This window comes from Clostridium sp. UBA7339 (assembly GCF_002470865.1).
GTDB classification, from domain to species: Bacteria; Bacillota; Clostridia; order Clostridiales; family Clostridiaceae; genus Clostridium_J; species Clostridium_J sulfidigenes.
The window spans coordinates 224961-248332 of sequence record NZ_DKPI01000003.1 but is presented as its reverse complement, the minus strand read 5'-3'; the positions used below and the strand labels follow the sequence as shown (position 1 = coordinate 248332).

At 29.7% G+C, this 23372-nt stretch carries 25 protein-coding genes and 1 riboswitch; of the genes, 20 read left to right on the top strand and 5 right to left on the bottom strand.

What is annotated here, in order from left to right:
- Nucleotides 1–3 precede the first annotated feature (3 nt).
- From B2S02_RS01485 to B2S02_RS01465, 5 genes are read left to right on the top strand one after another with little or no spacing between them, the layout of a single operon-like run.
- Entirely contained in the window at nucleotides 4–1005 is a 1002-nt protein-coding gene (locus tag B2S02_RS01485; RefSeq protein ID WP_346848167.1) for a V-type ATP synthase subunit C, read from the top strand.
- On the top strand, nucleotides 998–1306 hold the full coding sequence (locus B2S02_RS01480; RefSeq protein WP_035131363.1) for a V-type ATP synthase subunit F: 309 nt from the start codon (nucleotides 998–1000) through the stop codon (nucleotides 1304–1306). Before B2S02_RS01485 ends, B2S02_RS01480 begins: the two co-directional genes overlap by 8 nt.
- Nucleotides 1307–1323: 17 nt before the next feature.
- Nucleotides 1324–3099 carry a V-type ATP synthase subunit A gene (locus B2S02_RS01475; protein ID WP_035131361.1) on the top strand — a complete coding sequence of 592 codons (1776 nt, stop codon included), beginning with the start codon at nucleotides 1324–1326 and terminating at the stop codon, nucleotides 3097–3099.
- A complete protein-coding gene (locus B2S02_RS01470) occupies nucleotides 3092–4474 on the top strand; it encodes a V-type ATP synthase subunit B (RefSeq protein ID WP_035131359.1) in 1383 nt (460 codons plus the stop codon). Before B2S02_RS01475 ends, B2S02_RS01470 begins: the two co-directional genes overlap by 8 nt.
- 3 nt (nucleotides 4475–4477) lie before the next feature.
- Complete coding sequence (locus tag B2S02_RS01465) at nucleotides 4478–5137, top strand: V-type ATP synthase subunit D (RefSeq protein WP_035131357.1); 660 nt, start codon at nucleotides 4478–4480, stop codon at nucleotides 5135–5137.
- 50 nt (nucleotides 5138–5187) lie between these two features.
- Here B2S02_RS01465 and B2S02_RS01460 read toward each other — a convergent pair whose 3' ends face one another.
- Nucleotides 5188–5631, bottom strand: a complete 444-nt coding sequence (locus B2S02_RS01460; RefSeq protein ID WP_346848166.1) for a bis(5'-nucleosyl)-tetraphosphatase — start codon at nucleotides 5629–5631, stop codon at nucleotides 5188–5190.
- 212 nt (nucleotides 5632–5843) lie between these two features.
- On the opposite strand from B2S02_RS01460, the gene B2S02_RS01455 reads away from it, so the two are divergent.
- The 11 genes from B2S02_RS01455 to pdaA all read left to right on the top strand — a co-directional run bounded on the left by B2S02_RS01455 (nucleotide 5844) and on the right by pdaA (nucleotide 15089).
- A complete protein-coding gene (locus tag B2S02_RS01455) occupies nucleotides 5844–7136 on the top strand; it encodes a GNAT family N-acetyltransferase (RefSeq protein WP_346878832.1) in 1293 nt (430 codons plus the stop codon).
- A 17-nt stretch (nucleotides 7137–7153) separates the two neighbouring features.
- Nucleotides 7154–7924 (top strand): aminoglycoside adenylyltransferase domain-containing protein, encoded by a 771-nt coding sequence (locus B2S02_RS01450; RefSeq protein ID WP_346878831.1) that lies wholly within the window; start codon nucleotides 7154–7156, stop codon nucleotides 7922–7924.
- Nucleotides 7924–8325: a DUF4440 domain-containing protein gene (locus tag B2S02_RS01445; protein WP_346878830.1), complete on the top strand. Its 402-nt coding sequence runs from the start codon at nucleotides 7924–7926 to the stop codon at nucleotides 8323–8325. The genes B2S02_RS01450 and B2S02_RS01445 overlap by 1 nt, the downstream gene beginning before the upstream one ends.
- A gap of 21 nt (nucleotides 8326–8346) precedes the next feature.
- On the top strand, nucleotides 8347–8934 hold the full coding sequence (locus tag B2S02_RS01440; protein WP_346878829.1) for a hypothetical protein: 588 nt from the start codon (nucleotides 8347–8349) through the stop codon (nucleotides 8932–8934).
- Between the two features lie 44 nt (nucleotides 8935–8978).
- Nucleotides 8979–9494 carry a GNAT family N-acetyltransferase gene (locus tag B2S02_RS01435; protein WP_414632883.1) on the top strand — a complete coding sequence of 172 codons (516 nt, stop codon included), beginning with the start codon at nucleotides 8979–8981 and terminating at the stop codon, nucleotides 9492–9494.
- Nucleotides 9495–9585: 91 nt separating this feature from the next.
- Nucleotides 9586–10239 carry a response regulator transcription factor gene (locus B2S02_RS01430; protein WP_346920165.1) on the top strand — a complete coding sequence of 218 codons (654 nt, stop codon included), beginning with the start codon at nucleotides 9586–9588 and terminating at the stop codon, nucleotides 10237–10239.
- A 3-nt stretch (nucleotides 10240–10242) separates the two neighbouring features.
- The gene (locus B2S02_RS01425; protein ID WP_346878827.1) at nucleotides 10243–11715 is read left to right on the top strand and encodes a HAMP domain-containing sensor histidine kinase; all 1473 of its coding nucleotides are present in this window, start codon (nucleotides 10243–10245) and stop codon (nucleotides 11713–11715) included.
- Entirely contained in the window at nucleotides 11702–12415 is a 714-nt protein-coding gene (locus B2S02_RS01420) for a hypothetical protein (RefSeq protein ID WP_346920164.1), read from the top strand. Before B2S02_RS01425 ends, B2S02_RS01420 begins: the two co-directional genes overlap by 14 nt.
- Nucleotides 12416–12541: 126 nt before the next feature.
- Nucleotides 12542–13336: a M15 family metallopeptidase gene (locus tag B2S02_RS01415; protein WP_346878825.1), complete on the top strand. Its 795-nt coding sequence runs from the start codon at nucleotides 12542–12544 to the stop codon at nucleotides 13334–13336.
- A 21-nt stretch (nucleotides 13337–13357) separates the two neighbouring features.
- Complete coding sequence (locus tag B2S02_RS01410) at nucleotides 13358–14137, top strand: N-acetylmuramoyl-L-alanine amidase (protein ID WP_346878824.1); 780 nt, start codon at nucleotides 13358–13360, stop codon at nucleotides 14135–14137.
- 70 nt (nucleotides 14138–14207) lie between these two features.
- Complete coding sequence (gene pdaA, locus B2S02_RS01405) at nucleotides 14208–15089, top strand: delta-lactam-biosynthetic de-N-acetylase (protein WP_346876212.1); 882 nt, start codon at nucleotides 14208–14210, stop codon at nucleotides 15087–15089.
- 150 nt (nucleotides 15090–15239) lie between these two features.
- Here pdaA and B2S02_RS01400 read toward each other — a convergent pair whose 3' ends face one another.
- Together B2S02_RS01400 and B2S02_RS01395 are read right to left on the bottom strand one after the other, a co-directional pair.
- Nucleotides 15240–15734 (bottom strand): metallophosphoesterase, encoded by a 495-nt coding sequence (locus B2S02_RS01400; RefSeq protein WP_346878823.1) that lies wholly within the window; start codon nucleotides 15732–15734, stop codon nucleotides 15240–15242.
- A gap of 240 nt (nucleotides 15735–15974) precedes the next feature.
- Nucleotides 15975–16181, bottom strand: coding sequence for a DUF378 domain-containing protein (locus B2S02_RS01395; RefSeq protein ID WP_150845516.1), 207 nt, complete (start codon nucleotides 16179–16181; stop codon nucleotides 15975–15977).
- A gap of 213 nt (nucleotides 16182–16394) precedes the next feature.
- Here B2S02_RS01395 and purB point away from each other — a divergent pair, with 213 nt between their 5' ends.
- Complete coding sequence (gene purB / locus B2S02_RS01390; RefSeq protein WP_346920163.1) at nucleotides 16395–17825, top strand: adenylosuccinate lyase; 1431 nt, start codon at nucleotides 16395–16397, stop codon at nucleotides 17823–17825.
- 27 nt (nucleotides 17826–17852) lie between these two features.
- Here purB and B2S02_RS01385 read toward each other — a convergent pair whose 3' ends face one another.
- On the bottom strand, nucleotides 17853–18539 hold the full coding sequence (locus tag B2S02_RS01385; protein WP_346848157.1) for a type II CAAX endopeptidase family protein: 687 nt from the start codon (nucleotides 18537–18539) through the stop codon (nucleotides 17853–17855).
- 141 nt (nucleotides 18540–18680) lie between these two features.
- A riboswitch (TPP riboswitch) is annotated at nucleotides 18681–18782 on the top strand.
- A gap of 94 nt (nucleotides 18783–18876) precedes the next feature.
- On the opposite strand from B2S02_RS01385, the gene thiW reads away from it, so the two are divergent.
- The 3 genes from thiW (at nucleotide 18877) to B2S02_RS01370 (ending at nucleotide 21353) form a co-directional block, all read left to right on the top strand.
- Entirely contained in the window at nucleotides 18877–19380 is a 504-nt protein-coding gene (gene thiW, locus B2S02_RS01380) for an energy coupling factor transporter S component ThiW (protein WP_346848156.1), read from the top strand.
- Nucleotides 19381–19429: 49 nt separating this feature from the next.
- Nucleotides 19430–20263: a hydroxyethylthiazole kinase gene (gene thiM, locus B2S02_RS01375; protein WP_346848155.1), complete on the top strand. Its 834-nt coding sequence runs from the start codon at nucleotides 19430–19432 to the stop codon at nucleotides 20261–20263.
- A 91-nt stretch (nucleotides 20264–20354) separates the two neighbouring features.
- A complete protein-coding gene (locus tag B2S02_RS01370; protein WP_346848154.1) occupies nucleotides 20355–21353 on the top strand; it encodes a tyrosine recombinase XerC in 999 nt (332 codons plus the stop codon).
- 49 nt (nucleotides 21354–21402) lie between these two features.
- On the opposite strand, the gene B2S02_RS01365 is transcribed toward B2S02_RS01370, so the two are convergent.
- Nucleotides 21403–23004, bottom strand: coding sequence for an ABC-F family ATP-binding cassette domain-containing protein (locus tag B2S02_RS01365; RefSeq protein ID WP_346920162.1), 1602 nt, complete (start codon nucleotides 23002–23004; stop codon nucleotides 21403–21405).
- Between the last annotated feature and the right edge of the window lie 368 nt (nucleotides 23005–23372).

Sequence of the window (23372 nt, the reverse complement as noted above, 5' to 3'; positions counted from 1 at the left end):
TAAATGGACAGAATGGATTTTACCCATGCTGTAGCTCGATTAAGGGTAATGGAAAAAAGACTCCTTGATAAAAATAAAATTGAAAGATTATTGGATAGTGATGGACCACAGGAAGTTTTAAAGATATTACAAGAAACTACTTATGGTGAACTTATTAATAATATAGATTCAGTTTATGATTATGAAAAAATCCTTAAGGAAGAGCTAGTGAATCTTTACAGCACTTTATATAAAATATCTCCTGTAAAAGAAATTATAGATATTATGAGTTTAAGATATGATTATCATAATATTAAAGTTTTATTAAAGGCAAAAGCCTTGGGCAAGGATTTATCTAATATTTTAATACCAATAGGAACAATTCCTTTAGATACTCTTAAAAACTGTATTTTATCTGATGAGCTAAAATCCTTAGATAAGCAAATTCAAAAAGTTATCATTAAGGTAGAAAAAGAGTTTGAAGTTAATTCAGATCCTCAAGTAATAGACACTCTTTTAGATAAATACATGTTTGAAGGTATGATAGAAAAAGCAAGGAATATAGATGTTCAGTATATAACTAGATATGTAAATGAGTCTATAGATATTACTAATATAAAGACTATGCTTAGAGTTAAAAAGCAAAATAAAGATGGTAGATTCCTTGAAGGTGTATTAATACCTGGTGGAACTATAAAGCATAACTTTTTTATAGAAGGAATAAATGAATCCCTAGAAATCTTTACTAGTAAAATATCTAGAACCCCTTACTCAAAGGTACTACATACCATCTTAGAAGAATACATGGCTACAGGTAGCATTTCATCCTTAGATGTACTCTATGATAATTATATTATGGATCATGCAAAGGAAGCTAAGAGAGTTAACTTCGGACCAGAGCCTATCATTGCATATATAATTGCTAAAGAAACTGAAATTAAAATAATTAGAATTATTATGGTAGGAAAGATTAATAAGGTTGCTACTGAAGTTATCAGAGAAAGGTTGCGTGAACTATATGTATAAGATAGGTGTAGTTGGAGATAAAGATTCAATACTAGCATTTAAGGCCTTAGGAATTGATGTTTATCCAGCAGTTGAAGCTGAAGAAGCAAGAAAAATTGTAGATAAAATGGCTTTTGAAAATTATGCTGTAATATTTTTAACTGAGCAATTAGCTCAGCATTTAGAAGAAACTATTGAAAGGTATAATAAGAAGCTTATACCTGCAATTATACTTATACCAAGCAATCAAGGCACACTAAATATTGGTAAACAAAAAATCAGCGATTATGTAGAAAAAGCTGTTGGAGTAAATATCTTATAGAAAGGTAGGTAAAAAACTTGAAGAATGGTACTATTGTTAAAGTTTCAGGTCCATTAGTAGTTGCTAAGGACATGGATAATGCTAATATATTTGACGTTGTAAAAGTTGGTGAAAAGGGACTTATTGGTGAAATCATTGAAATGAGAGGCGATAAAGCTTCCATTCAGGTTTATGAGGAAACCTCTGGTATAGGACCTGGAGACCCAGTAATTACAACAGGAGAGCCACTAAGTATAGAACTTGGACCAGGATTAATCGAAGCTATGTTTGATGGTATTCAAAGACCTCTTAATGCTTTGCAAGAAGCTGCAAATTCTCATTTCCTTAAAAAAGGTGTTGCAGTTAAATCTCTAGACAGAACAAGAGTTTGGGAATTTAATGCTACAGCAAAGGTTGGAGATGAGGTAGAAGCTGGAGATATTATTGGAACAGTTCAAGAAACTGCCGTAGTTCTTCACAAGATAATGGTTCCTTATGGAGTAAAAGGAAAGATTAAAGAAATAAAATCAGGTAACTTTACTATAGTTGAAACTGTTTGTATCGTAGAAACCGAAAAGGGTGATAAAGAGTTAACCCTAATGCAAAAATGGCCAGCTAGAAAAGGAAGACCTTATGCTAGCAAGCTAAAACCTATTGAGCCAATGATTACAGGACAAAGAGTTATAGATACATTTTTCCCAGTAGCTAAAGGTGGAGCTGCAGCGGTACCAGGACCTTTCGGAGCTGGTAAAACAGTAGTTCAACACCAGATAGCTAAATGGGGAGATACTGAAATTGTTGTTTATGTTGGATGTGGTGAACGTGGTAATGAAATGACAGACGTTCTTAATGAATTCCCAGAACTTAAAGACCCAAAAACTGGTGAAAGCTTAATGAAGAGAACAGTACTTATTGCTAATACTTCAAATATGCCAGTTGCAGCCCGTGAAGCTTGTATCTATACTGGTATAACTATAGCAGAATACTTTAGAGATATGGGATACTCAGTTTCTATAATGGCAGACTCTACTTCAAGATGGGCTGAGGCTCTAAGAGAAATGTCCGGTAGACTTGAAGAGATGCCTGGTGATGAAGGATATCCAGCTTACCTAGGATCAAGACTTGCAGATTATTATGAAAGAGCTGGTAAGGTTGTATGTTTAGGAAAAGATGGTAGACAAGGAGCAGTTACTGCTATTGGAGCCGTATCTCCTCCAGGTGGAGACTTATCTGAACCAGTTACTCAATCTACTTTAAGAATAGTTAAGGTTTTCTGGGGACTAGATGCTCAATTAGCTTATAAGCGTCACTTCCCTTCAATAAACTGGTTAAGTTCATACTCATTATACTTAGATAGTATAGGTCAATGGATGGATGATGAAGTAGCATCAGATTGGTCTCAATTAAGAATTGAAGCTATGACACTACTACAAGAAGAAGCTAGCCTTGATGAAATTGTTAGATTAGTAGGTATAGATGCACTATCTGAAAAAGATAGATTAAAATTAGAAGTTGCAAAGTCTCTTAGAGAAGACTATTTACAACAAAATGCTTTCCATGAAATAGACACTTATGCTTCACTTGGCAAACAACATAAAATGCTAAAATTAATTCTATTATTTAGAAAAGAAGCTGAACGTGCTTTAGAAGCTGGAGTTTATCTAAACAATATATTAAATTTACCTATGAGAGATAAAATTGCAAGAAGTAAATATATTGCCGAAGATAATATTGACACTATCAATAACATCGCTGAGGAATTAGTAGTAGAAATTAATAGATTAATTAGCGAAGGAGGGGTTCTAGATGCTTAAAGAATACAGAACTGTTACAGAAGTTGTAGGACCTTTGATGGTTGTTGAAGGTGTTGAAGGCGTTAAATATGACGAATTAGTTGAAATAGAATTACAAACTGGAGAAAAGAGAAGAGGTAAAGTTCTAGAAGTTAATGGTTCTAAAGCAATGGTTCAACTTTTCGAAGGTTCATCTGGAATAAACTTAAAAGGTACTAAAGCTAAATTTCTAGGAAGACCTCTAGAACTTGGTGTATCTGAGGATATGTTAGGAAGAATATTTGATGGTATGGGAAATCCAAACGATGATGGTCCTAGTATTATAGCTGAAAAAAGAGTAGATATAAACGGTGAGCCAATTAACCCAGTATCAAGAGATTATCCATCTGAATTTATTCAAACTGGAATTTCTGCTATAGATGGGCTTAATACATTAGTTAGAGGTCAAAAACTACCTGTATTTTCAGGTTCAGGACTTCCACATGCACAATTGGCTGCTCAAATAGCACGTCAAGCTCAAGTTCTTAACTCAGATTCTAAGTTTGCCGTTGTATTTGGAGCTATAGGTATAACTTTTGAAGAAGCCCAATTCTTCGTAGATGAGTTTAAAAAGACTGGTGCTATAGATAAATCAGTACTATTCATGAACTTAGCTTCAGACCCAGCTATCGAGAGAATAGCTACCCCAAGAATGGCTCTTACTACAGCTGAGTATTTAGCTTATGAAAAAGGAATGCACGTACTTGTTATATTGACTGATATAACAAACTATGCAGAAGCTTTAAGAGAAGTATCAGCTGCTAGAAAGGAAGTTCCAGGTAGACGTGGATATCCAGGATATCTTTATACGGACCTATCTACTCTTTATGAAAGAGCTGGAAGATTAAAAGGTATAGAAGGATCTATCACTCAAATTCCGATTCTTACAATGCCAGAGGATGATAAGACTCACCCAATTCCAGACTTAACTGGATATATAACAGAAGGACAAATTATTCTATCTAGAGAATTATATCAAAAGGGTATAATGCCTCCAATAGATGTATTACCTTCACTATCAAGACTTAAAGATAAAGGAATAGGTAAGGGTAAAACTAGAGAAGACCATGCAGATACTATGAACCAATTATTTTCAGCATATGCACAAGGTAAGCAAGCAAAAGAATTATCAGCAATTCTAGGTGAATCTGCTCTTTCAGATGCAGATAAAAAATATGCTAAGTTTGCTGAGGCTTTTGAAAATGAATATGTTTCTCAAGGATTTAATACAAATAGAAGCATAGAAGAAACTTTATCTCTTGGATGGAAGCTTCTAACCATACTTCCTACTACAGAGCTTAAGAGAATTAGAGATGAATACCTTGAAAAGTATATGCCTAAGGGAGATGAGGCATAGCATATGGCAAGATTAAATGTCAATCCTACTAGAATGGAGCTATCCAAATTAAAGAAAAGACTAGCTACAGCAACTAGAGGGCATAAACTTCTTAAAGATAAACAAGATGAATTAATGAGAAGGTTCATAGATCTAATAAAATACAACAATAAGTTACGTGGTGAAGTTGAAGATAAGCTTCAAGGTGCCTTTAAGGATTTCCTAATGGCATCAGCAGCTATATCACCTGAATTCTTGGAAGAAGCTATTTCTTATCCTAAGGAAAGCATATCTTTAGAGCTAGCAGAAAAAAACATAATGAGTGTAAATGTACCTGTTATGAACTTTGTACGTAAGCTAGAAGGAGATTCAGGTAGTATATATCCTTATGGATTTTACAGTACTTCCTCAGAACTTGATAATTCAATTGAACAGCTTTATTTAATTCTTCCTAAGCTTCTAGAACTTGCAGAAGTAGAAAAGTCTTGTCAGCTTATGGCCGATGAGATTGAGAAGACAAGAAGAAGGGTAAACGCTCTAGAATATATGACAATTCCTCAGCTTCAAGAAACAATTAAGTATATTAAAATGAAGCTGGATGAAAATGAAAGAGGTGCTTTAAGCCGTCTAATGAAGGTAAAAGATATGATGGAAAAAGCACAAGCTGCAGCTGAGCAGATGTAAAAGAGGTAACCTCCGGGTTACCTCTTATTTTAATTTCTGTTTACTTAAATTCACTTACATAAAAATTTGTTAGTATCACTAAGGATTCTTCGCCCACTTTCATAGGTTAATAAGCTCTTAGCTTCCTCATAATTACACCATCTATAGTCCTCAATTTCTTCTACTTGAATTTTAATTAAACTATTATCAGCTTCTCCTAAAAACAATACCACTTCTTTTTCAATAAAATTATCAATATTATATTTATCTGTAGCTCGAAATCCATCTATTAAGTTAACTTTCAGTCCACATTCCTCAAAAACTTCTCTTAAAGCTGTTTCTTCTTCTGTTTCTGAATATTCCATATGACCTTTAGGGAATCCCCAATAACTATCAAGGCCAATACTATTTAAAAGCAAATATTTAATTCCTTTATTTGAGGTTTTATATACTACTGCTCCACATGATTTTTCATAGCTCATATTCTCATCAATATTATTAATTAAAATATCCATTATTTTATCTCCTTAGTCAAATAATATACCTAAAGGCTTTTCAAAAATCACAACCTCTATGAAAATAATTAATTTGAAAATATATAAATATTATACACTAACTTCAATATTATTATTATAAATTTATGAATTATATTTATATAAATGGTATAATATAACTACTACTTTAAAATATATTCAATAAAAAAATATGATTAAAAAGGAAATATGTTATGAATATTGTTAAATGCCAAAAACAAGATCTGTTAAGTATTTTTGATATAATTTCTAAGTGTAAAACTCATATGGAAAGCCATAATATCTATCAATGGAATGAATTTTATCCCAGCTTAGATATTATAGAAACTGATATTATTAGTGGTAATTGCTATTTGTTAAAAGACAATGGACTATCTATAGCATATTTCGCTTTAGATGAAGAGCAACCATCAGAGTACAATAACATAAATTGGATTACTCAAGGTGAAAAAGTATTGGTTATTCATAGGTTAGCTATACTTCCTGAATATCAAGGTATGGGAATTGCAAAGAAAATGTTAAAATTCATTGAAGAGTTTGCTGATGAAAACGTATATACATCTATCAGATTAGATGCTTATAGCGAAAATAGAAAAGCACTTAAATTATATGAGAATCATGGATATAAAAGAGTAGGTAAATTATATTTTCCTAATAGAGAAGGTCACTTTTATTGCTATGAGAAGAAGGTAAAAAACACGCCCATTCCAGAGATTTTAATTCCTATGTTAAATGAATATGATAAATCCCTAAGAGAAAACTTTCCTAATAAGATATTTGGTATATATATTTATAATTCAGTAGCACTAGGTTGTTTTAGTGAGAAAACAAGCGATATAGATTTTATAACAATATTAAATGAGGAATTTGAAAATGAAGATATTGGTACCGTAGAAAAAGTCCATAGGAAAATAAGTGAAGCTTTTGAATATGGTAATAGGATGGAAGGCATGTATATAACTAAGGATAAAGTAGGTAAGCTTAATTCAGAAATAAGTCCTTATATATACTTTTGTGATAATATTCTTCATTACTATGGCTATTACGATATTAATTATATTACTTGGTGGACATTAAAGTATTTTGGCATACCTATAAATTGCTCTGATGTTAACAGTTTATCTATAGAAGTAGATTGGTGTAGTATCATAGAGAATATGAACTACAATTTAAATAATTATTGGAAGGATAAATTAAGTGAAAATTATATATTTCTCCAGGATGAATGGATTGAATTCGCAGTTGCAACCCTATGTAGAATACTATATACCTTAGAAAATAAAGCTATAACTTCTAAAGACAAAGCTTTAGAATATGCAATAACTACTATACCTAAGGAGTATAGTTTAATTATAAAAGAATGTTTAAGACTTAGGAAGAGAAATTCTGATTCATCCTTTTACAGATCAACATTTGAAAGAGAACACTCAGTTAAAGACTTCATCAAATTTATCATAGAGATCTGTAATGAAAAGTATGAGTTATAGGAAAGGAATTGTATAAAATGCAAAATATAAAAACCATATTAGATAGTATAGTAGAAAGCTATAAGACCATATTAAAGGATAACCTGATAGGAATCTATATTCATGGTTCTTTAGCTATGGATTGTTTTAACCCTGATATAAGTGATATAGATTTTTTAGTAGTAGTAAAAGAAAACCTAAATGCCAATGATAAAAGAAAACTTGTAGATATTTTATTAGGACTATCTAAAGATGGACCAGGAAAAGGTTTGGAAATGAGTGTGCTTTTAGAAAAGGATGTTAAGAACTTTAAGCATCCAACTCCATATATACTTCACTATTCTAATGCATATAAAGCAACTTATGAAGCTAATCATAGCTATTTATGTGAAGATGGAGAAGATCCTGATTTAGCTGCTCATATTACAATAACAAGAGCTAGAGGGATTTGTATATATGGTAGTCCCATAGAAGATATCTTTTCGCCTGTACCAAGAAAAGACTATTTAAAATCAATTTATTTTGACATATCAAATTCTAGAGAAGAAATTATAGAGTTGCCTATGTATACTATTCTTAATCTTTGTAGAGTTTTATATTATCTTAAAGAAGACGTTATTTGTTCAAAAAAAGAGGGTGGACAATGGGCATGCTCTAATCTTCCGAAGGAGTATATAAAGACTGTGGAAAAAGCTTTAAACTGCTATGAAAAAGGAGAAGAAGCTAATTTTAATGAGAAAGGTCTAGTGAACTTTGCAGATTTTATTATGAACAATATAGATAACTATTTTAATAGTGAGGTGAAATAATGAATTATATCAAAGAACATATATTAGAATTAGAGAATAATTTACTAAAATCAGAAGTAAGAAAATCAGCACAAAAGATAAATGATATATTAACAGATGATTTTATCGAATTTTGTGGCTCAGGAAGAGAATATTATTATGAAAAAGGAGATGTATATCAAGATCAAGCTGATGATACTACATTACAGTGGGAAATTTTAGATTTTAATATAAAAGAATTATCAAAGGATTGTATATTAGCCATGTATAAAGTAATAAAGCATAATGAAACTGATGAAAATAAAAAATATTCTCTTCGTAGTTCCATATGGAAATATTGTGATGGAAAATGGAAAATGTTTTTTCATCAAGGAACTTTATCATGTAAATCTGAAATTGAAAATAGATTATTACACAATTAAAATAGTGAGTGAGGTGAAATAATGAATTATTTAAATCGTGCTATAGAATTACATAAAGAAGCTGAAGATATAATTTATAAAGAAGGTATTGACTCTATTCTAAAGAAATATGGACAAGTTAATTATACTGGTAGTTATAGATTTAATTTAATGGCCTGGGAAGATATTGATATGAACATGGTAATGAATGGAGAAGAATTTTCTTTAGATAATTTCTTTAAAATGGGGAATGAACTTGCAAAGATAAAGAACATTAAACTGATGAAATTTCAAGACTTTGTTAATTACCCTAAGAAAGGACTTCCAAAGGGATTTTATTGGGGAATCCAATATGAAAGTAAGATCACCGATAAAACTTGGAAAATGGATTTGTGGATTGTAGATAAAGAAAGTTTTGAATTTAATAAAAACTATATCTCTAAAGTAATTAAAAATTTAAATGAAGAAAACAAGAGCTTAATCTTAAATGTAAAAAACTCCATTATAAATGAAGAAGGAAGAACTCCATTTACAAGTGGATATTACATTTATGAGGCAATATTATTCAAAGGATTAAAAGATAAAGAACGTATATTTAATTATTTAAAAGAGAAGGGCATTAAAATATAGATTAAAGCTTTAATAAATATATAATATGACAAGGAGTGAGATAGTTGTTTAAATTAGTTAAACCCTCATTATCTATGGAGAAAGAATATATAGACTATGTTACTGAATGGGAAGCTACTGAAGAGAAGATTGTTCCAAATGCAGCTAAACGAGATAGCATGAGTTTCAAAGAGTTAGTAAATAAGTGGGAAGAATATGAATCAGAAAGGATGTATGAGAAAGGACTTGTTCCTTCTTCTATGTATTTTCTGATAGATAATCATAATAAAATTTATGGTGCTATAGATATTAGGCATGAGCTAAATGATTACTTATTACAGTATGGAGGACATATTGGATATGGAATAAGACCTTCTCAGCGGAGAAAAGGTTATGCTTCTCAAATGTTAACTCTAGCACTACCCATAGCTAAAGAATTAGGAATAAATAAGGCATTAATTACTTGTGACAAAAGTAATGTAGGTTCAGCTAAAACCATTATGAATAATGGTGGAATTCTAGAAAATGAAGTTATAAATGGAGATGAAATAACTCAAAGGTATTGGATAACTCTTAGTTAATATAAAAAATGACGAATGATGCAATAATGATACAATTATGATATAAAATAAAGAAATAAGGGTATTTTATATTCCATAAGGAGATGAATGTATGATTAAAATATTAACAGTTGAAGATGAAAAACCAATTTCTAATTTAATAAGGATAAATCTTTTAGATGCTGGCTATGATTGCGAATGTGCCTTTGATGGAGAACAAGCTATTGAAATGATTGAAAAAAATAATTATGATTTAATTCTTTTAGATATTATGCTACCTAAGGTAGATGGATATGAACTATTTGAATATATAAAACCCCTAGAAATTCCAGTTATATTTTTAACAGCAAAATCTGATGTAAAAGATACGGTAAAAGGCTTAAAGCTTGGAGCCGAAGATTACCTTACAAAACCCTTTGAAATAATGGAATTACTTGCAAGAGTGGAGAGAGTACTTCGACGCTTTAATAAGCTTCAAGATCATCTTTATCTATTTGATATAGAGATAGATACTTTATCTAGAATAGTAAAAAAGAAGGGTGAAATTATAAATTTAACTGCTAAAGAGTATGATTTATTATTGCTTTTCATACAGAACAAAAATATTGCTCTATTTAGAAAGCAGATATACATGAGAGTTTGGGGCGACGATTATATGGGAAATACTCGAACTGTAGATTTGCATGTACAAAGAATGAGAAAAAAATTAGATTTAGAGGATAAAATCGTGGCAGTATACAAAATAGGATATAGACTGGAGGTATAATCTTTGAAGATATTTTGGAAAATTTTTTTTGCAACTATCATAATATCTATTAGCTGTTTTAGTATTGGAAGCTATATTTTAATTAACAGCAATTTTAAGTCTTCACTAAAAAGAGAAATTGATACAACTTATATAGAAAATGATATTTTAAATTTTACTTTATCCCAAGAACTTGATGACATCAGTGAATCGTTTATTGAATTTTCAAATAGTAATAGTGATGAGGCAAATTACACTAAATCCCAATGGATAGCTCAAATTGCCCCTACAGTGAATATTGGTACTGTTCAAGGCAAGATGAATTTTCGAATAAGCAATGATAACGGTAAAGTTATTTATGAAAACTTGGAAGACAAGTTTGGTAATGAAATTATAAAAAAGCTTGATAAAAATACAAAAGCTCATGAAATCGTACATATAAATAATAAATACTACATACATGCTATAGTTCCAATGCAAACTTTGGAAGAAACCTTCTATGTACAAAATTTTACTGATATCTCTCACGTATTTGATAGTCTAAACAACCAATACAAAACCTTTATATATATAGTTATTATAATGATAGCTATAAGCGGAATGGTATCATTTTTTGTTTCATGGCTAATTTTAAAACCTATATATAGGTTATCAAAGGCAACTCAAGAAATTGCAATGGGGAATTTTGAACAAAGAGTATATACAAAATCTAAGGATGAAACCGGAGACCTTGCAGATAATTTTAATTTGATGGCAGAGAACTTAGATACAACAGTCAAAGAACTTAAAGATTTAAATGTTAGGCAGGAGTCATTTATAGGAAGCTTTGCCCATGAAACAAAAACTCCTTTAACATCTATGATTGGATATGCAGATATGCTTCGCTCAAAAAAATTGTCACAAGAAGAAATAATGCTTTCAGCTAATTATATCTTTGAGGAGGGTAAAAGAATTGAAGCTTTATCTATGAAGCTTTTAGATTTAATTATTTTAAAGAAGAGAGAATTTAAAATGTACTATATATCAACAGGTGAGTTTTTTGAAGAGATAAATGGAATTATGCATCCTTCCTTTAGAAAACATAATATAGAATTTTCACTTAATGTAGATAAAGAAAAAATATATATAGAGCCCGATTTCCTAAAGACGGTATTTATAAATCTAATAGACAATTCTGTTAAGGCTATTAATGCTGGACAGCATAATGAATGTGGTAGAATATCTTTATTAGGAAGAAGACAAGGTGAAGATTATATAGTTACTATAGAAGACAACGGTAAGGGCATGGAAGAAAGTGAACTATCAAGAATTACAGAGGCCTTTTATATGGTAGATAAATCAAGGGCAAGGAGTCAAGCTGGAGCTGGTCTTGGACTTGCAATATGCGTAGAAATTATAAAACTTCATAATGGGGAAATTCTATTTCATAGTAAGCTAAATGAAGGAACTAAAGTTATAGTAAAGTTAAGGGGTGAAATACAATATGAGAAAAGATAAAATTAAATACGAAAATATTATAATTGGTATAATATTTTTCAGCATTATAGCAGCCTTTGCTTCTTTGCCTCTAATTTTATCTTACGTTCAACAGAACTACCTTGTAGGCAAAGTTGAGACTTCTGCTATAAATAGTGATAATAATATCAACAGTTCTGAAACATCTATTATTGATAAATTATCTATGGTATGTGGCTATGGAAATATGAATAAAGATATTATTCTAATTGATAAAAAACAACTATTTGAACCCAAAGTGAACAATATAAGAATACCAGATTCAATAGTTAATGAAATTAAGAAGCTACAAGATAAAGAGATTTTTCCAAAGGTTAATTTAGATAATAACTTAAGGATTACAAATTTTTCTCTTAAAACATATATAGATTCAAAGAATTTAGAAACCAAAGTTAAAATCTGGGATATTAGCTTAAGTACTGATGAGTGTGACCTTAACATAATAATTGATGTAGAAACCAATATAATTTATGGATTTAGTATTTCGTCTTTTATGAATAATGGAGATATTAAATTAGTAACTAATCCTAATGAATTTGCTAATTATTTAGGTATCAAATGGTCGAGGATGGAAGACTATGGATATTCTAATGATACAACTTATTCAATAGTAGAAAAACAAATATTTTATAGATATAGTGTATCAGATAGCTATATCGGATTTAATATAATAAATTATTAAAAAAACTATAATCATGATAAATATCATGATTATAGTTTTTTTACAAAGTATGCAACTTTGATGGAAAAATGATATAGTTTTTAAACATTCCTTTTATATTATAGATTCATAGAAGGAGTGATTTACATGAATAAAACATCTAAAGATAAAAGAGTATCAAGAAAGAGAAAGAGAAAAAGAAATTTAATTTTAATATATTGCATAGTTTTTTTCACATTTTCTACATTGGTTTTCAAAATTTCAAAAAATGCTGTTACTAAAGTACGGGAATCCGCTAGTATGTTAGCACTCGGAAATAAAACTCAATCCAATTTATCTAATCAAGAAAATTTAAAAGAAAAAAACAATCTATCTTCACAAGATAAAAAAAGTTGGAACTTAATTTTAGCAAATCCCTCAACAGCTTTACCAGAAGACTTTAGTGTAGATTTGGCACAACTTAGCAATGGCCACCAGATTGATAGTCGTGCATATAATGACTTACAAAATATGATGGATGATGCACGTAAGGAAGGCTTAGCTCCTATGATTTGCTCTTCTTATAGAACTATGGATTTTCAACAACAGATATTTAATCAAGAGGTTAGTAAATATATGGGACAAAATTATTCTCAAGAAGAAGCTAAAAAGAAGGCTGCTCAATGGGTAGCAATACCAGGAACAAGTGAACACCAAACTGGACTTGCATTAGATATTGTTTCATCTAGTTATCAGTTACTAAATAAGGAACAGGAAAATACACCGGAGCAAAAGTGGTTAATAGAAAACTCTTATAAATATGGATTTATATTAAGATATCCCTCTGATAAAACTAATATTACTGGAATAGAGTATGAACCTTGGCATTATAGATATGTAGGAAAAGAAACAGCAAAAGAAATTACTGAAAGAGGAATTTGTCTAGAGGAATATTTAAAATAAAGATTGATTAGAGGTGTATTTATGGGAGAAAAAAATGTGAAAAGTGAATATACATATAAAGTTAATAGTAGTAAATATAAAAAGAATAGAAAGAAACGTAATTTTAAAGTCATAGGTATTATCCTAATAGTTTTTGTTGTCATTGGAATTAAACAGTTAAACATCTTCAAAAGTGATGCTATCACATTAGTCGGAAGTAAAGACACTAAAACACAAGAAGTCCTAAAGTATCCTGATAGACCTATAGTTTGTATTGATGCTGGTCATGGAGGCTATGACGTTGGAACTATGACAGACTCTAGTATATATGAAAAAGATATTACAATAAAGGTAGCCCTTGAAATCGGTAAAATATTAGAGGAAAATCAGATAAATGTTGTTTACACAAGAACCAGTGATGAAGTTCCATGGCCCAGTAATGAAAGTGATGATCTTCTTAAACGTATAGATATATCAAATTCAAAAAATGCCGATGTATTTGTATCTATACATTGTAATTCCTTTGAAGATTCAAGTGTTAAAGGTGTAGAAAGCTGGTGTAGATTTCCAAGTAGTGAAGGGGAATCCTTAGCAAAGAATATTCAAAATAAATTAGCAAGTGTTAACTATACTACAGATAGAAGAATAAAATATGAGTCTGACAGTGAAATTAAGGTAATTAGACTAAATAATGCTGTTTCCACATTAGTTGAGCTAGGATACTTAACTAATGACTCTGATACTGAATTTCTCTTGTCAACACAGGGACAAGCTAAGTGTGCAAAAGCCATCGCTGATGGAATTCTAGAGTATATTTCTTAAACTTTTATATTATATAAGTCTCTGTTTTGTTATGTGTTTATAAATTTATAAAGAAATGGTAGGTGATGAAATGAATAAGAAGGTAAACATAATAATTTTAATAGCTCTATTAATTATAGTATTTATTGGAATACTTGAGTATGAAATAAGTGAAAATGCATCAATAAAAAGTGATTATACAACTGAGGAAGAAATTAATCAAGAAACTACTACTGCTAATGAGAAAAAGGATTCTTTAAATAAAATAATTAATACCTCATCTTTAGATAATGAAAAAACAGCTTGGTGGTTTAATCCAAATAAAGATCATACAACACCTGGAATAAATGACAATTTAAATTATGACTTACATGAATATGATGCTCATTATGTTATGGATACAGATAGAAAAGTATTGCATTTAACTTTTGATGTAGGTTACGAAAATGGATATACTTCTCAAATATTAGATATTCTTAAAGTTAATGATGTAAAGGCAACGTTTTTTGCTACACTTCCTTATTTAAATGAGAATCCTAAAATCATTAAAAGGATGGTAGATGAAGGCCATAGGGTAGGAAATCATACAAGTAGTCATTTATCCATGCCCTCCTTAGCTGATGATGAAAAAAAATTTATCGAAGAAATTAAGGATGTTGAAAATAAATTTAAAGACATTACTGGTAAGGATATTCCACCATATTTTAGACCACCTATGGGGGAATATTCCCAAAAGTCTTTAGCTATGACTAAAAATTTAGGATATAAGTCTATATTTTGGAGTTTTGCTTACGCTGATTGGGACCCTAATAATCAACCTAACCCAATAGAAGCAAAGAAAATAATTCTAAATGGACTCCATAATGGAGCAATATTACTTATTCATGCAGTATCTAAAACTAATACTGAAATACTGGATTCAGTTATAAAAGACGTCAAAAATCAAGGGTACGAGTTTGAATTATTATATTAATTTAACTCTTGATAATTAGTGAGATTTTCTTTATTTAATAAGTGAATAATCCATTAAAGAAAAACAGATAGAAAATATATTGTAAAAACACTATATTTTCTATCTGTTTTTCTGTTTATGGTATTTTAAAATAATCTCTTACTTATTATATTATAATTCTACAGCCTTTAATTCAGCAGTAACTATAACTCCCTCATCATCAATTTCTATAACGCCTATATATTTTCCCTTAGCCCATGGAGAAGGCTTAGGGATACTGCCAGGATTCATAAATATAGTATTTCTATATTCTTCTTTAAGAGGTATATGGGTATGACCAAAGAGTACCACATCTGCACCAATGCTCTCTGCTTTTATAGCTATACTATTCATGGTACTTTTAACATTATATAAATCTCCATGGGTAAAGAAAATTTTTAGTCCATTAATAGTAATAGTATCTTCTTTAGGATATGTATTAGAAAAATCACAGTTTCCAGCCACTGCATATATTTCACCTTTAAAAGTTTTTTCTAAGAGTTTTACGTCTTCTATGCAATCTCCTAGATGAATAACTATATCAGATTTTAAATTATTTATATATTTTGAAGCTACTTTTAAAGCTCTTTCATTATGATGAGTATCACCAATAAAAGCAATTTTCATGTTATCCCTCCAATAAGTATATATTTCCGTAAAATATTATACCATTATTCTTTGGTATAGAGGATAAATGAGTCTATTTTATTCTAATATTCCAATGACACATCCTCTAAGATCTCCATGAACAGTACAACTATTTAACTATTTCTATTTTTTCATAATTTAATAGTTTCCTACATAAAAATAGAAATAGTTCCATATATAAATATTTACATATAGAACTATTTCTTAATATTAAAGATACTATTTTTTATTGAGACAATATAAAAATCTAATCATATTTATGCCTGCTAGTCCTACTAATATATATATTGCTCTAACTAGCATATCTGAAAAACTAAAGATGAAATGAACAAGATCAAAATTGAAGAGTCCAAATATTCCCCAATTAATTGCGCCTATAATAACAAGTACAAATGATATTTTGTCTAATAAACTAATTTTGCACATAAAAACTTCCCCCCATTTTTATTATATTATGATATGTTTAAATCTATTAATATATTTTTATGTTTAATATATATGATATATTTGGATAAAATAGAACAATGAGAATAACCTATTGTTATAAATAACACGAATTTTAAATAGACTTATGCTTATATAATATGCTATAATAGTGAATGATATTAGATAAAAAAACATTTTTGTACGGAGGTTACTATGAGAGATACATATAATTCACCATTAAATTCTAGATATGCATCTAAGGAAATGAGCTATATTTTTTCTGAGGAAATGAAATTTAAAACTTGGAGAAAACTTTGGGTTGCATTAGCTGAGGGAGAACAAGAATTAGGATTAAATATTACTGATGAACAAATAAAAGAGCTTAGAGACAATATTAAAAACATTGACTATGAATTAGCTGCTGCTAGAGAAAAAGAAGTTAGACATGATGTAATGAGTCATGTGTATGCTTATGGGGTTGTAGCTCCATCAGCTAAAGGAATAATACATCTAGGCGCTACTAGCTGTTATGTAGGTGACAATACGGACCTACTTATTATGAGAGATGCTCTTATATTAATTAGAAAAAAAGTAATAAATGTGTTAGATCAACTAAGCAAGTTTGCTTTAGAATATAAAGATGTTCCAACTCTTGGATTTACACATCTTCAACCGGCTCAGCTTACAACTGTAGGAAAGAGAGCTACTCTTTGGATGCAAGAGTTATTAATGGATTTAGAAAACCTTGATTTTGCAATTGATAAAATGAAATTTAGAGGAGTTAAGGGAACAACGGGAACTCAAGCTAGCTTTATGTCTTTATTTAATAATGATGAAGAAAAAGTTAAAGAACTTGATAAAATTGTATGTAAAAAAATGGGCTTTGAAAAAGCATATCCTGTTACTGGCCAAACTTACTCTAGAAAATTAGATTCTATAATATTAAATACATTATCTGAAGTAGCACAAAGTGCATACAAATTTAGTAATGATATGAGACTTCTTCAAAACATGAAGGAAATGGAAGAACCTTTTGAAAAGCATCAGATAGGATCTTCAGCTATGGCATATAAGAGAAATCCTATGAGAAGTGAAAGAATTAGTGCACTTTCAAGATATATAATTGTAAACTCTCTTAACCCGGCAATTACTGCTGCAACTCAATGGTTTGAAAGAACACTAGATGATTCTGCTAATAAACGTATATCCGTTGCAGAAGCTTTCTTAGCTCTTGATGGAGTGCTTAACCTGTATATAAACATAACTTCTAATATGGTGGTATATGAAAAGGTAATAGCTGCTCATGTTAATAGCGAGTTACCATTTATGGCTACAGAAAATATTATGATGGAAGCTGTTAAGCGTGGAGGGGATAGACAAGAACTTCATGAAAAAATAAGAGTTCATTCTTTAGCTGCTGCAAGACAAGTAAAAGAGTTTGGAGAAAAGAATGATTTAATAGAAAGAATATTAGCTGATGAATCCTTTGGATTATCAAAAGAAGAGATTCTATCTATAATAGATCCAAGTAAGTTTACTGGAAGATCTAGTGGGCAGGTAGTTGATTTTATAGAGGAATATATAAACCCTATATTAGAAGCTCATAAAAATGAATTAGGTGAAGAAGTAGAAATAAACGTATAATAAAATAAGCTGGAATGCTAATGCATTTCAGCTTATTTTTATGATGCCAAAGAGGATAAATCCCACAGTGTTTATAGCTAAATTGGCAGACATATGAACTATCCAAGAGACATAAATATTATTAAACCTTTCATTAAGGTAATTAAAAAGAAGTCCAGCTATAAATAGTGAAACTATAAGCAAAATGAACAGTGGGGGAGTAAACCAATTATTCATAATAGCCACATGATAAATTGCAAAGGCTAAAGCACTAAAAATATAAGCAGCTTTTCTTGAACTTACCTGTTTTAAAGATAAGAAGGAAAAACCACGGAAGAAAAACTCTTCCAAAAGGGAATTAACTGATGTAATATATAGTGCTACAAATAAAAAGTTTTCTTTAGTTACTCCTAAATTATTCTCTAAATTAGTAGTGACCATAGAAAAATCAAAAAATGGACCTAGAATAAAATAAGCTCCTAGTATAAATCCATATACAACTATACCAAATATAAGTGCAAAAAATATGCTTTTTTTATTTCCTTTAAAAAGTGCTTTAAAGGAAATAGCTCTCTGTTTTATACATACAATTAAGGGCAATAGTAAAAAGATACATATTTTTATTAAAGACTTTGTAAAATAATTAGGTGCAATTAAAATTTCCACTAAGGCCATAATAATACAACCTAATATTACTACTAAAATAATAGATAGAGTGACTTGTTTATTTTCCATAGATCATCCTCCTTGAAAATTTTACGTATATAGCTTTAAATAATGACTCAAGGCTTTAAAATAATTATAACATATTATTTTTCTAAAATAGCAAGGATATCCTTAATTGACTATAGTAATTCATTATGATAATATTTAGTTAACTTAATATTCGGGAGCTTGTGTACAGGCTGAGAGGGAGTGTAAACTTCGACCGTACCTGATTTGGATAATGCCAACGTAGGAAGTAGATTTATATAATTATAGGTATACCACTTAGTTGGTATGCCTTTTATTTTTGTTCATATAGGGGAGGGTAAGTAATTTAAAAATATTGATTTTGAGGGGATGATATGTAATGTTAAAAACCAAAAAACTAACTTTAGCTGGAATTTTCATTGCCATGGGAGTTATTTTATCTACAGTTATAGTTATACCAGTAGGAATTGCAAAATGTGCTCCAGTTCAGCATTTGATAAATGTTTTATCAGCTGTTATTTTAGGTCCTTTTTATGGAGTAGCTATAGCTTTCCTTACTTCCACAATTAGAGTGCTTATTGGTACAGGTACCTTCCTAGCTTTTCCTGGAAGTATGTGTGGAGCTCTTTTAGCTGGAATCCTATATAAATATAATAAAAAAATAACTATGGCATCCATAGGAGAAATCTTCGGTACAGGTGTAATAGGAGCTTTAATAGCCTATCCGGTAGCAAAGTTCATCCTATCAAAGGAAGCGGCTCTATGGGGCTTTGTGGTGCCATTTAGCATAAGCTCTATTGGTGGCACACTAATTGCTATACTATTTTTAATAGCTCTTAAAAAAACAGGAGTATTATATAAAGTTTCTAATAAAGGTAATTAGAGCTTAACATCTTAGTATTTTAAAATAGATCTTAGGGAGAGGATATAAAATGATTAAAGATATTTTAGATTCAGTAAGAAAAACCAACCCTCTTGTGCACAATATAACTAATTATGTGGCAGCTAATGATTGTGCTAATATAACCTTAGCTTGTGGTGGTTCTCCTATTATGTCAGATGATCCAGAGGAAGTAGAGGAGATAACCACCTTATGTAATGCTTTAGTAATGAATTTAGGTACTTTAAATCCAAGAAAGTTAGAAGCCATGATTAAGGCAGGGAGGAGAGCTAATAAATTAAAGCATCCTGTAATATTGGATCCTGTAGGTATTGGTGCATCATCCTTTAGACAACAGGCTGTAAGGGAACTTTTAAACACTGTAGATTTTCAAGTTATAAAAGGTAATATATCTGAAATAAAAACTATAGGAAAGAAAAAAACTATATGTAAGGGTGTAGATGCCAGTGAAATTGAGTCTATAACGGAAGATAATATAGAAGGTGCGATTACTCTAGCTACGGAGCTTTCTAAGGATCTAGGGGCAATTATAGCCATTACAGGGACTATAGATATAGTTGCAGATAAAGATTTAGTATATATTATTAGAAATGGGCATCCATCTATGAGAAATGTCACCGGAACAGGATGTATGCTTTCATCAATTATAGGAGTTTTAGTTGGTGCTAATCCTCATAAAATCTTTGATGCAACGGTAACTGCTTTCTGTATTATGGGAGTATGTGGTGAACTTGCTTATAATAAAATAGTAGAAAAGTTTCAGGGAAGCGGATCTTTAAAAATACATTTGATTGATTCTGTAAGTAATATAGATTATAAAATTTTAGAAGAGAAAATAAAAATAGAAAAGCTTTTAAAAAATTAAAGGGTTTTTACCTCTCTTCATAGAATAATTAATGTCGTGAAATGTAAGTTTCGCGACATTATACTATAAAAATTAAAGGGGAATGGATTATATGGATTCTAAATTAAATTATATGCAAGATAATTCTCTACCAAAAATACTTAAGGATTATTTAAGTTACCTTTCTTCTGTTAAAGGTGTTTCTAGCAATACTTTAGTTGCCTACGCTTATGATCTAACTTTATTCTTTAAATTTCTTAAAGTACACAATAATGAAGTAACTTTATCACAGGATGTAATTTTTGAAAATATTCCTATTGATAACATCTCTTCTAATTATCTTAAAAATTTAGAATTGGTTGATTTTTACACCTATCTATCCTTTTTAGAGAATATGAGAGAAAATGGAACCTATGCAAAGGCAAGAAAAGTTGCCTCTCTAAAGTCCTTTTTTCACTATTTATGTTCTAAAGCTAAAATTATACCTACAGATCCTACTTTAGACTTAGAAAGTCCTAAAATAGGAAAGCGCTCCCCCATTTACTTAACTTTAGATGAAAGTAGAGACTTATTAGCTGTAGCTAATAATAGAGATAAAAATTCACCTAGGGATTTATGTATAATTACCCTATTTTTAAACTGTGGTGTGAGACTATCAGAGCTTTGCAGCATCAATATTGCCAATATTAAAGGTGATACCCTTACTGTCATTGGTAAAGGAAATAAAGAAAGGACTATTTATCTTAATAAAGCATCAATTAAAGCTATAAATAAGTATCTTGTTGTAAGAAATGATATTGCAGATAAAGTTCATAGTGAGGATAGAGAGGCTCTATTCATAAGTGGAAAGTATAGAAGAATTAATAAGCGCACTGTAGAAAGAATAATAAAAAAATATGTAGGTGCAGCAGGTCTTGATACTGATAAATACACACCTCATAAATTAAGGCATACCTCTGCAACATTACTTCATAAACATGGTGGTGTAGATGTTAAAACTCTCCAAGAGATATTAGGTCATGAAAATGTAAGTACTACTCAAATATATGTTCATGTTGATGATGAAACCCTAAGAGAGGCTATTAACACTCACCCCTTAGGGGATGAATAATAAAGAAGGATAGCAGCTATGAAATCTATGGCTGCTATCCTTGTTTTTATTATTTTTTATATTTCATATCTCTCAATTCAGATATACGCCTGCTCGTATTCAAAAATTCTTTTTCATAATTTAACTTAGCATCCTTTTCTAATGAAGGATCATCTAGTAAACCACTTAGCTGAGAAAGTCGACACTGAAGCATTAATATTTCATCTTTATTAACCTTTGATTTACTATTACTAGTCTTATTACAAGTGAAAAACTCAATTATCTCAGTATGATTTCCAGTAAAATTAATAATTTTGTTATTTTCTATTTTTAGAATTCTATTACATACTGTAGAAATTAAATGTCTATCATGGGAAACTACCAAAGCTGTTCCAGAATAACTTTTTAAAAGCAAACTTACACTTTCTTTAGATAAGATATCCATATAATTAGTTGGCTCATCAAGAATTATTAAATCAGGATTTTCAATGATTATTTTAGTAAATATTACTCTGCATTTTTCGCCCATACTTAAGTTTTTAATTAATGTATTTACTCTATCCCCTTTTATAAATACACTTCCTAAATATAACCGAATTATATTTTCAGTTTCATTGGTGGTTAATAAATAGTCTAATATAGTTATTTCTTCATTTACTACTTCTAGATATTGAGATAAACTGCTAATTTTCATATTTGGGTTTAAATAAACATCGCCAATGTAATTCTTATCTTCACCTAGAAGAATATTTAGTAATGTAGTCTTCCCACTACCATTATTACCAATGATTCCGACTTTATCTCCACCATTTATAGTAAAGTTTCCATCTTTAAATAATAATTTCTTATCGAAGGATTTACTAAGATTTTCAACTCTTATGGCTGTTTTAAAACTATTATTATTATTAAGTGTAAGTTTAATTGAAGAATTATCCTTTATTCTTTCAACTCCATTTTCTTTTAACTTTTCTAACTTTTTTTCTTTTGATCTCATTATAGAAACATGCTTTTTACTTAATGCTCTTAAGTGGTCATTAGTACCCGCCATTTTGTGTGCTTTGTTAAACCATTGTTTTCTTTGACTGATATTTTCTTTCAAAGCCCTTATTTCCTGTTGTTGTTTGTTATATAAATTTTCATTGGTTATCTTTTCCATTAATAGCTGTTTTTCATAGGAAGAATAATTACCTTCATAGGTTTTTATTCCGTTATTACTTAAAACGAAGGTCTTATTTGTAACTTCATCCAAGAAAAACCTATCATGACTTATTATAATCATAGGTTTGTTTATAGAATTTATAAGCCTTTCTAACCATTGAACACCACTTAAATCTAAATGATTTGTAGGCTCATCTAGTATAAACAAATCATAGTTACTATGAAATATATTAAGAATTTCTTTTTTAGTAGCTTCACCACCACTTAAAAAAGTATTATTATTATATAAGTTTTCATCTATAATTCCGATAAGAATATTTGAAGGAATATAATTGATACTTCCTTCATCGTAGGAAATCTCCTTAGTTATTATTTGTTTTAAGGTGCTTTTACCTACGCCATTTTCTCCTACCAGACCTATCTTAAAATTATCTCCTATTTCAAAACTTATATTATTTAAAATTGTGCGATTTTGAAAGGATTTAGAAATATTTTTTATAATTATCTTACCCATTTATAACACTCCTTTTAATAAAGTCTATCAAAAGGCAATGGTGGTACTTCAATTTTAAGAAACAAAAAAGGTTTTAATCACAATAAGCAATTAAAACCAAACTTACAACTCTATTATTAATTCATATAATATAAACTGGTTAAGGGTAAATAGAAACTATTAAAATAAATTAATTATAGTAAACTATAGTTACATACCTTCACCTATCAAAACATTATTATATGATTAGAATTAAAAGAATAGATTACCACTGCCTAATTAATTGCACAACAAAAAACATAAAACTACATTTAAATTGTAATAAGTATTTATTTTGTTATGCTTATAAAATTAATTAAGAATAGTAATGCTCATTCTTTTGTACCTCC

Excerpts from the sequence above, each read along its gene's own strand:
- B2S02_RS01440 (WP_346878829.1), top strand. The coding sequence starts at position 8,347 with ATGAATTATTTAAATCGTGCTATAGAATTACATAAAGAAGCTGAAGAT.
- B2S02_RS01445 (WP_346878830.1), top strand. The coding sequence starts at position 7,924 with ATGAATTATATCAAAGAACATATATTAGAATTAGAGAATAATTTACTA.
- B2S02_RS01480 (WP_035131363.1), top strand. The coding sequence starts at position 998 with ATGTATAAGATAGGTGTAGTTGGAGATAAAGATTCAATACTAGCATTT.
- purB (WP_346920163.1), top strand. The coding sequence starts at position 16,395 with ATGAGAGATACATATAATTCACCATTAAATTCTAGATATGCATCTAAG.
- B2S02_RS01460 (WP_346848166.1), bottom strand. The coding sequence starts at position 5,631 with ATGGATATTTTAATTAATAATATTGATGAGAATATGAGCTATGAAAAA.
- B2S02_RS01415 (WP_346878825.1), top strand. The coding sequence starts at position 12,542 with ATGAATAAAACATCTAAAGATAAAAGAGTATCAAGAAAGAGAAAGAGA.
- B2S02_RS01370 (WP_346848154.1), top strand. The coding sequence starts at position 20,355 with ATGGATTCTAAATTAAATTATATGCAAGATAATTCTCTACCAAAAATA.
- thiM (WP_346848155.1), top strand. The coding sequence starts at position 19,430 with ATGATTAAAGATATTTTAGATTCAGTAAGAAAAACCAACCCTCTTGTG.
- B2S02_RS01365 (WP_346920162.1), bottom strand. The coding sequence starts at position 23,004 with ATGGGTAAGATAATTATAAAAAATATTTCTAAATCCTTTCAAAATCGC.
- pdaA (WP_346876212.1), top strand. The coding sequence starts at position 14,208 with ATGAATAAGAAGGTAAACATAATAATTTTAATAGCTCTATTAATTATA.
- thiW (WP_346848156.1), top strand. The coding sequence starts at position 18,877 with ATGTTAAAAACCAAAAAACTAACTTTAGCTGGAATTTTCATTGCCATG.
- B2S02_RS01465 (WP_035131357.1), top strand. The coding sequence starts at position 4,478 with ATGGCAAGATTAAATGTCAATCCTACTAGAATGGAGCTATCCAAATTA.
- B2S02_RS01455 (WP_346878832.1), top strand. The coding sequence starts at position 5,844 with ATGAATATTGTTAAATGCCAAAAACAAGATCTGTTAAGTATTTTTGAT.
- B2S02_RS01395 (WP_150845516.1), bottom strand. The coding sequence starts at position 16,181 with ATGTGCAAAATTAGTTTATTAGACAAAATATCATTTGTACTTGTTATT.
- B2S02_RS01420 (WP_346920164.1), top strand. The coding sequence starts at position 11,702 with ATGAGAAAAGATAAAATTAAATACGAAAATATTATAATTGGTATAATA.
- B2S02_RS01485 (WP_346848167.1), top strand. The coding sequence starts at position 4 with ATGGACAGAATGGATTTTACCCATGCTGTAGCTCGATTAAGGGTAATG.
- B2S02_RS01385 (WP_346848157.1), bottom strand. The coding sequence starts at position 18,539 with ATGGAAAATAAACAAGTCACTCTATCTATTATTTTAGTAGTAATATTA.
- B2S02_RS01410 (WP_346878824.1), top strand. The coding sequence starts at position 13,358 with ATGGGAGAAAAAAATGTGAAAAGTGAATATACATATAAAGTTAATAGT.
- B2S02_RS01430 (WP_346920165.1), top strand. The coding sequence starts at position 9,586 with ATGATTAAAATATTAACAGTTGAAGATGAAAAACCAATTTCTAATTTA.
- B2S02_RS01450 (WP_346878831.1), top strand. The coding sequence starts at position 7,154 with ATGCAAAATATAAAAACCATATTAGATAGTATAGTAGAAAGCTATAAG.
- B2S02_RS01470 (WP_035131359.1), top strand. The coding sequence starts at position 3,092 with ATGCTTAAAGAATACAGAACTGTTACAGAAGTTGTAGGACCTTTGATG.
- B2S02_RS01400 (WP_346878823.1), bottom strand. The coding sequence starts at position 15,734 with ATGAAAATTGCTTTTATTGGTGATACTCATCATAATGAAAGAGCTTTA.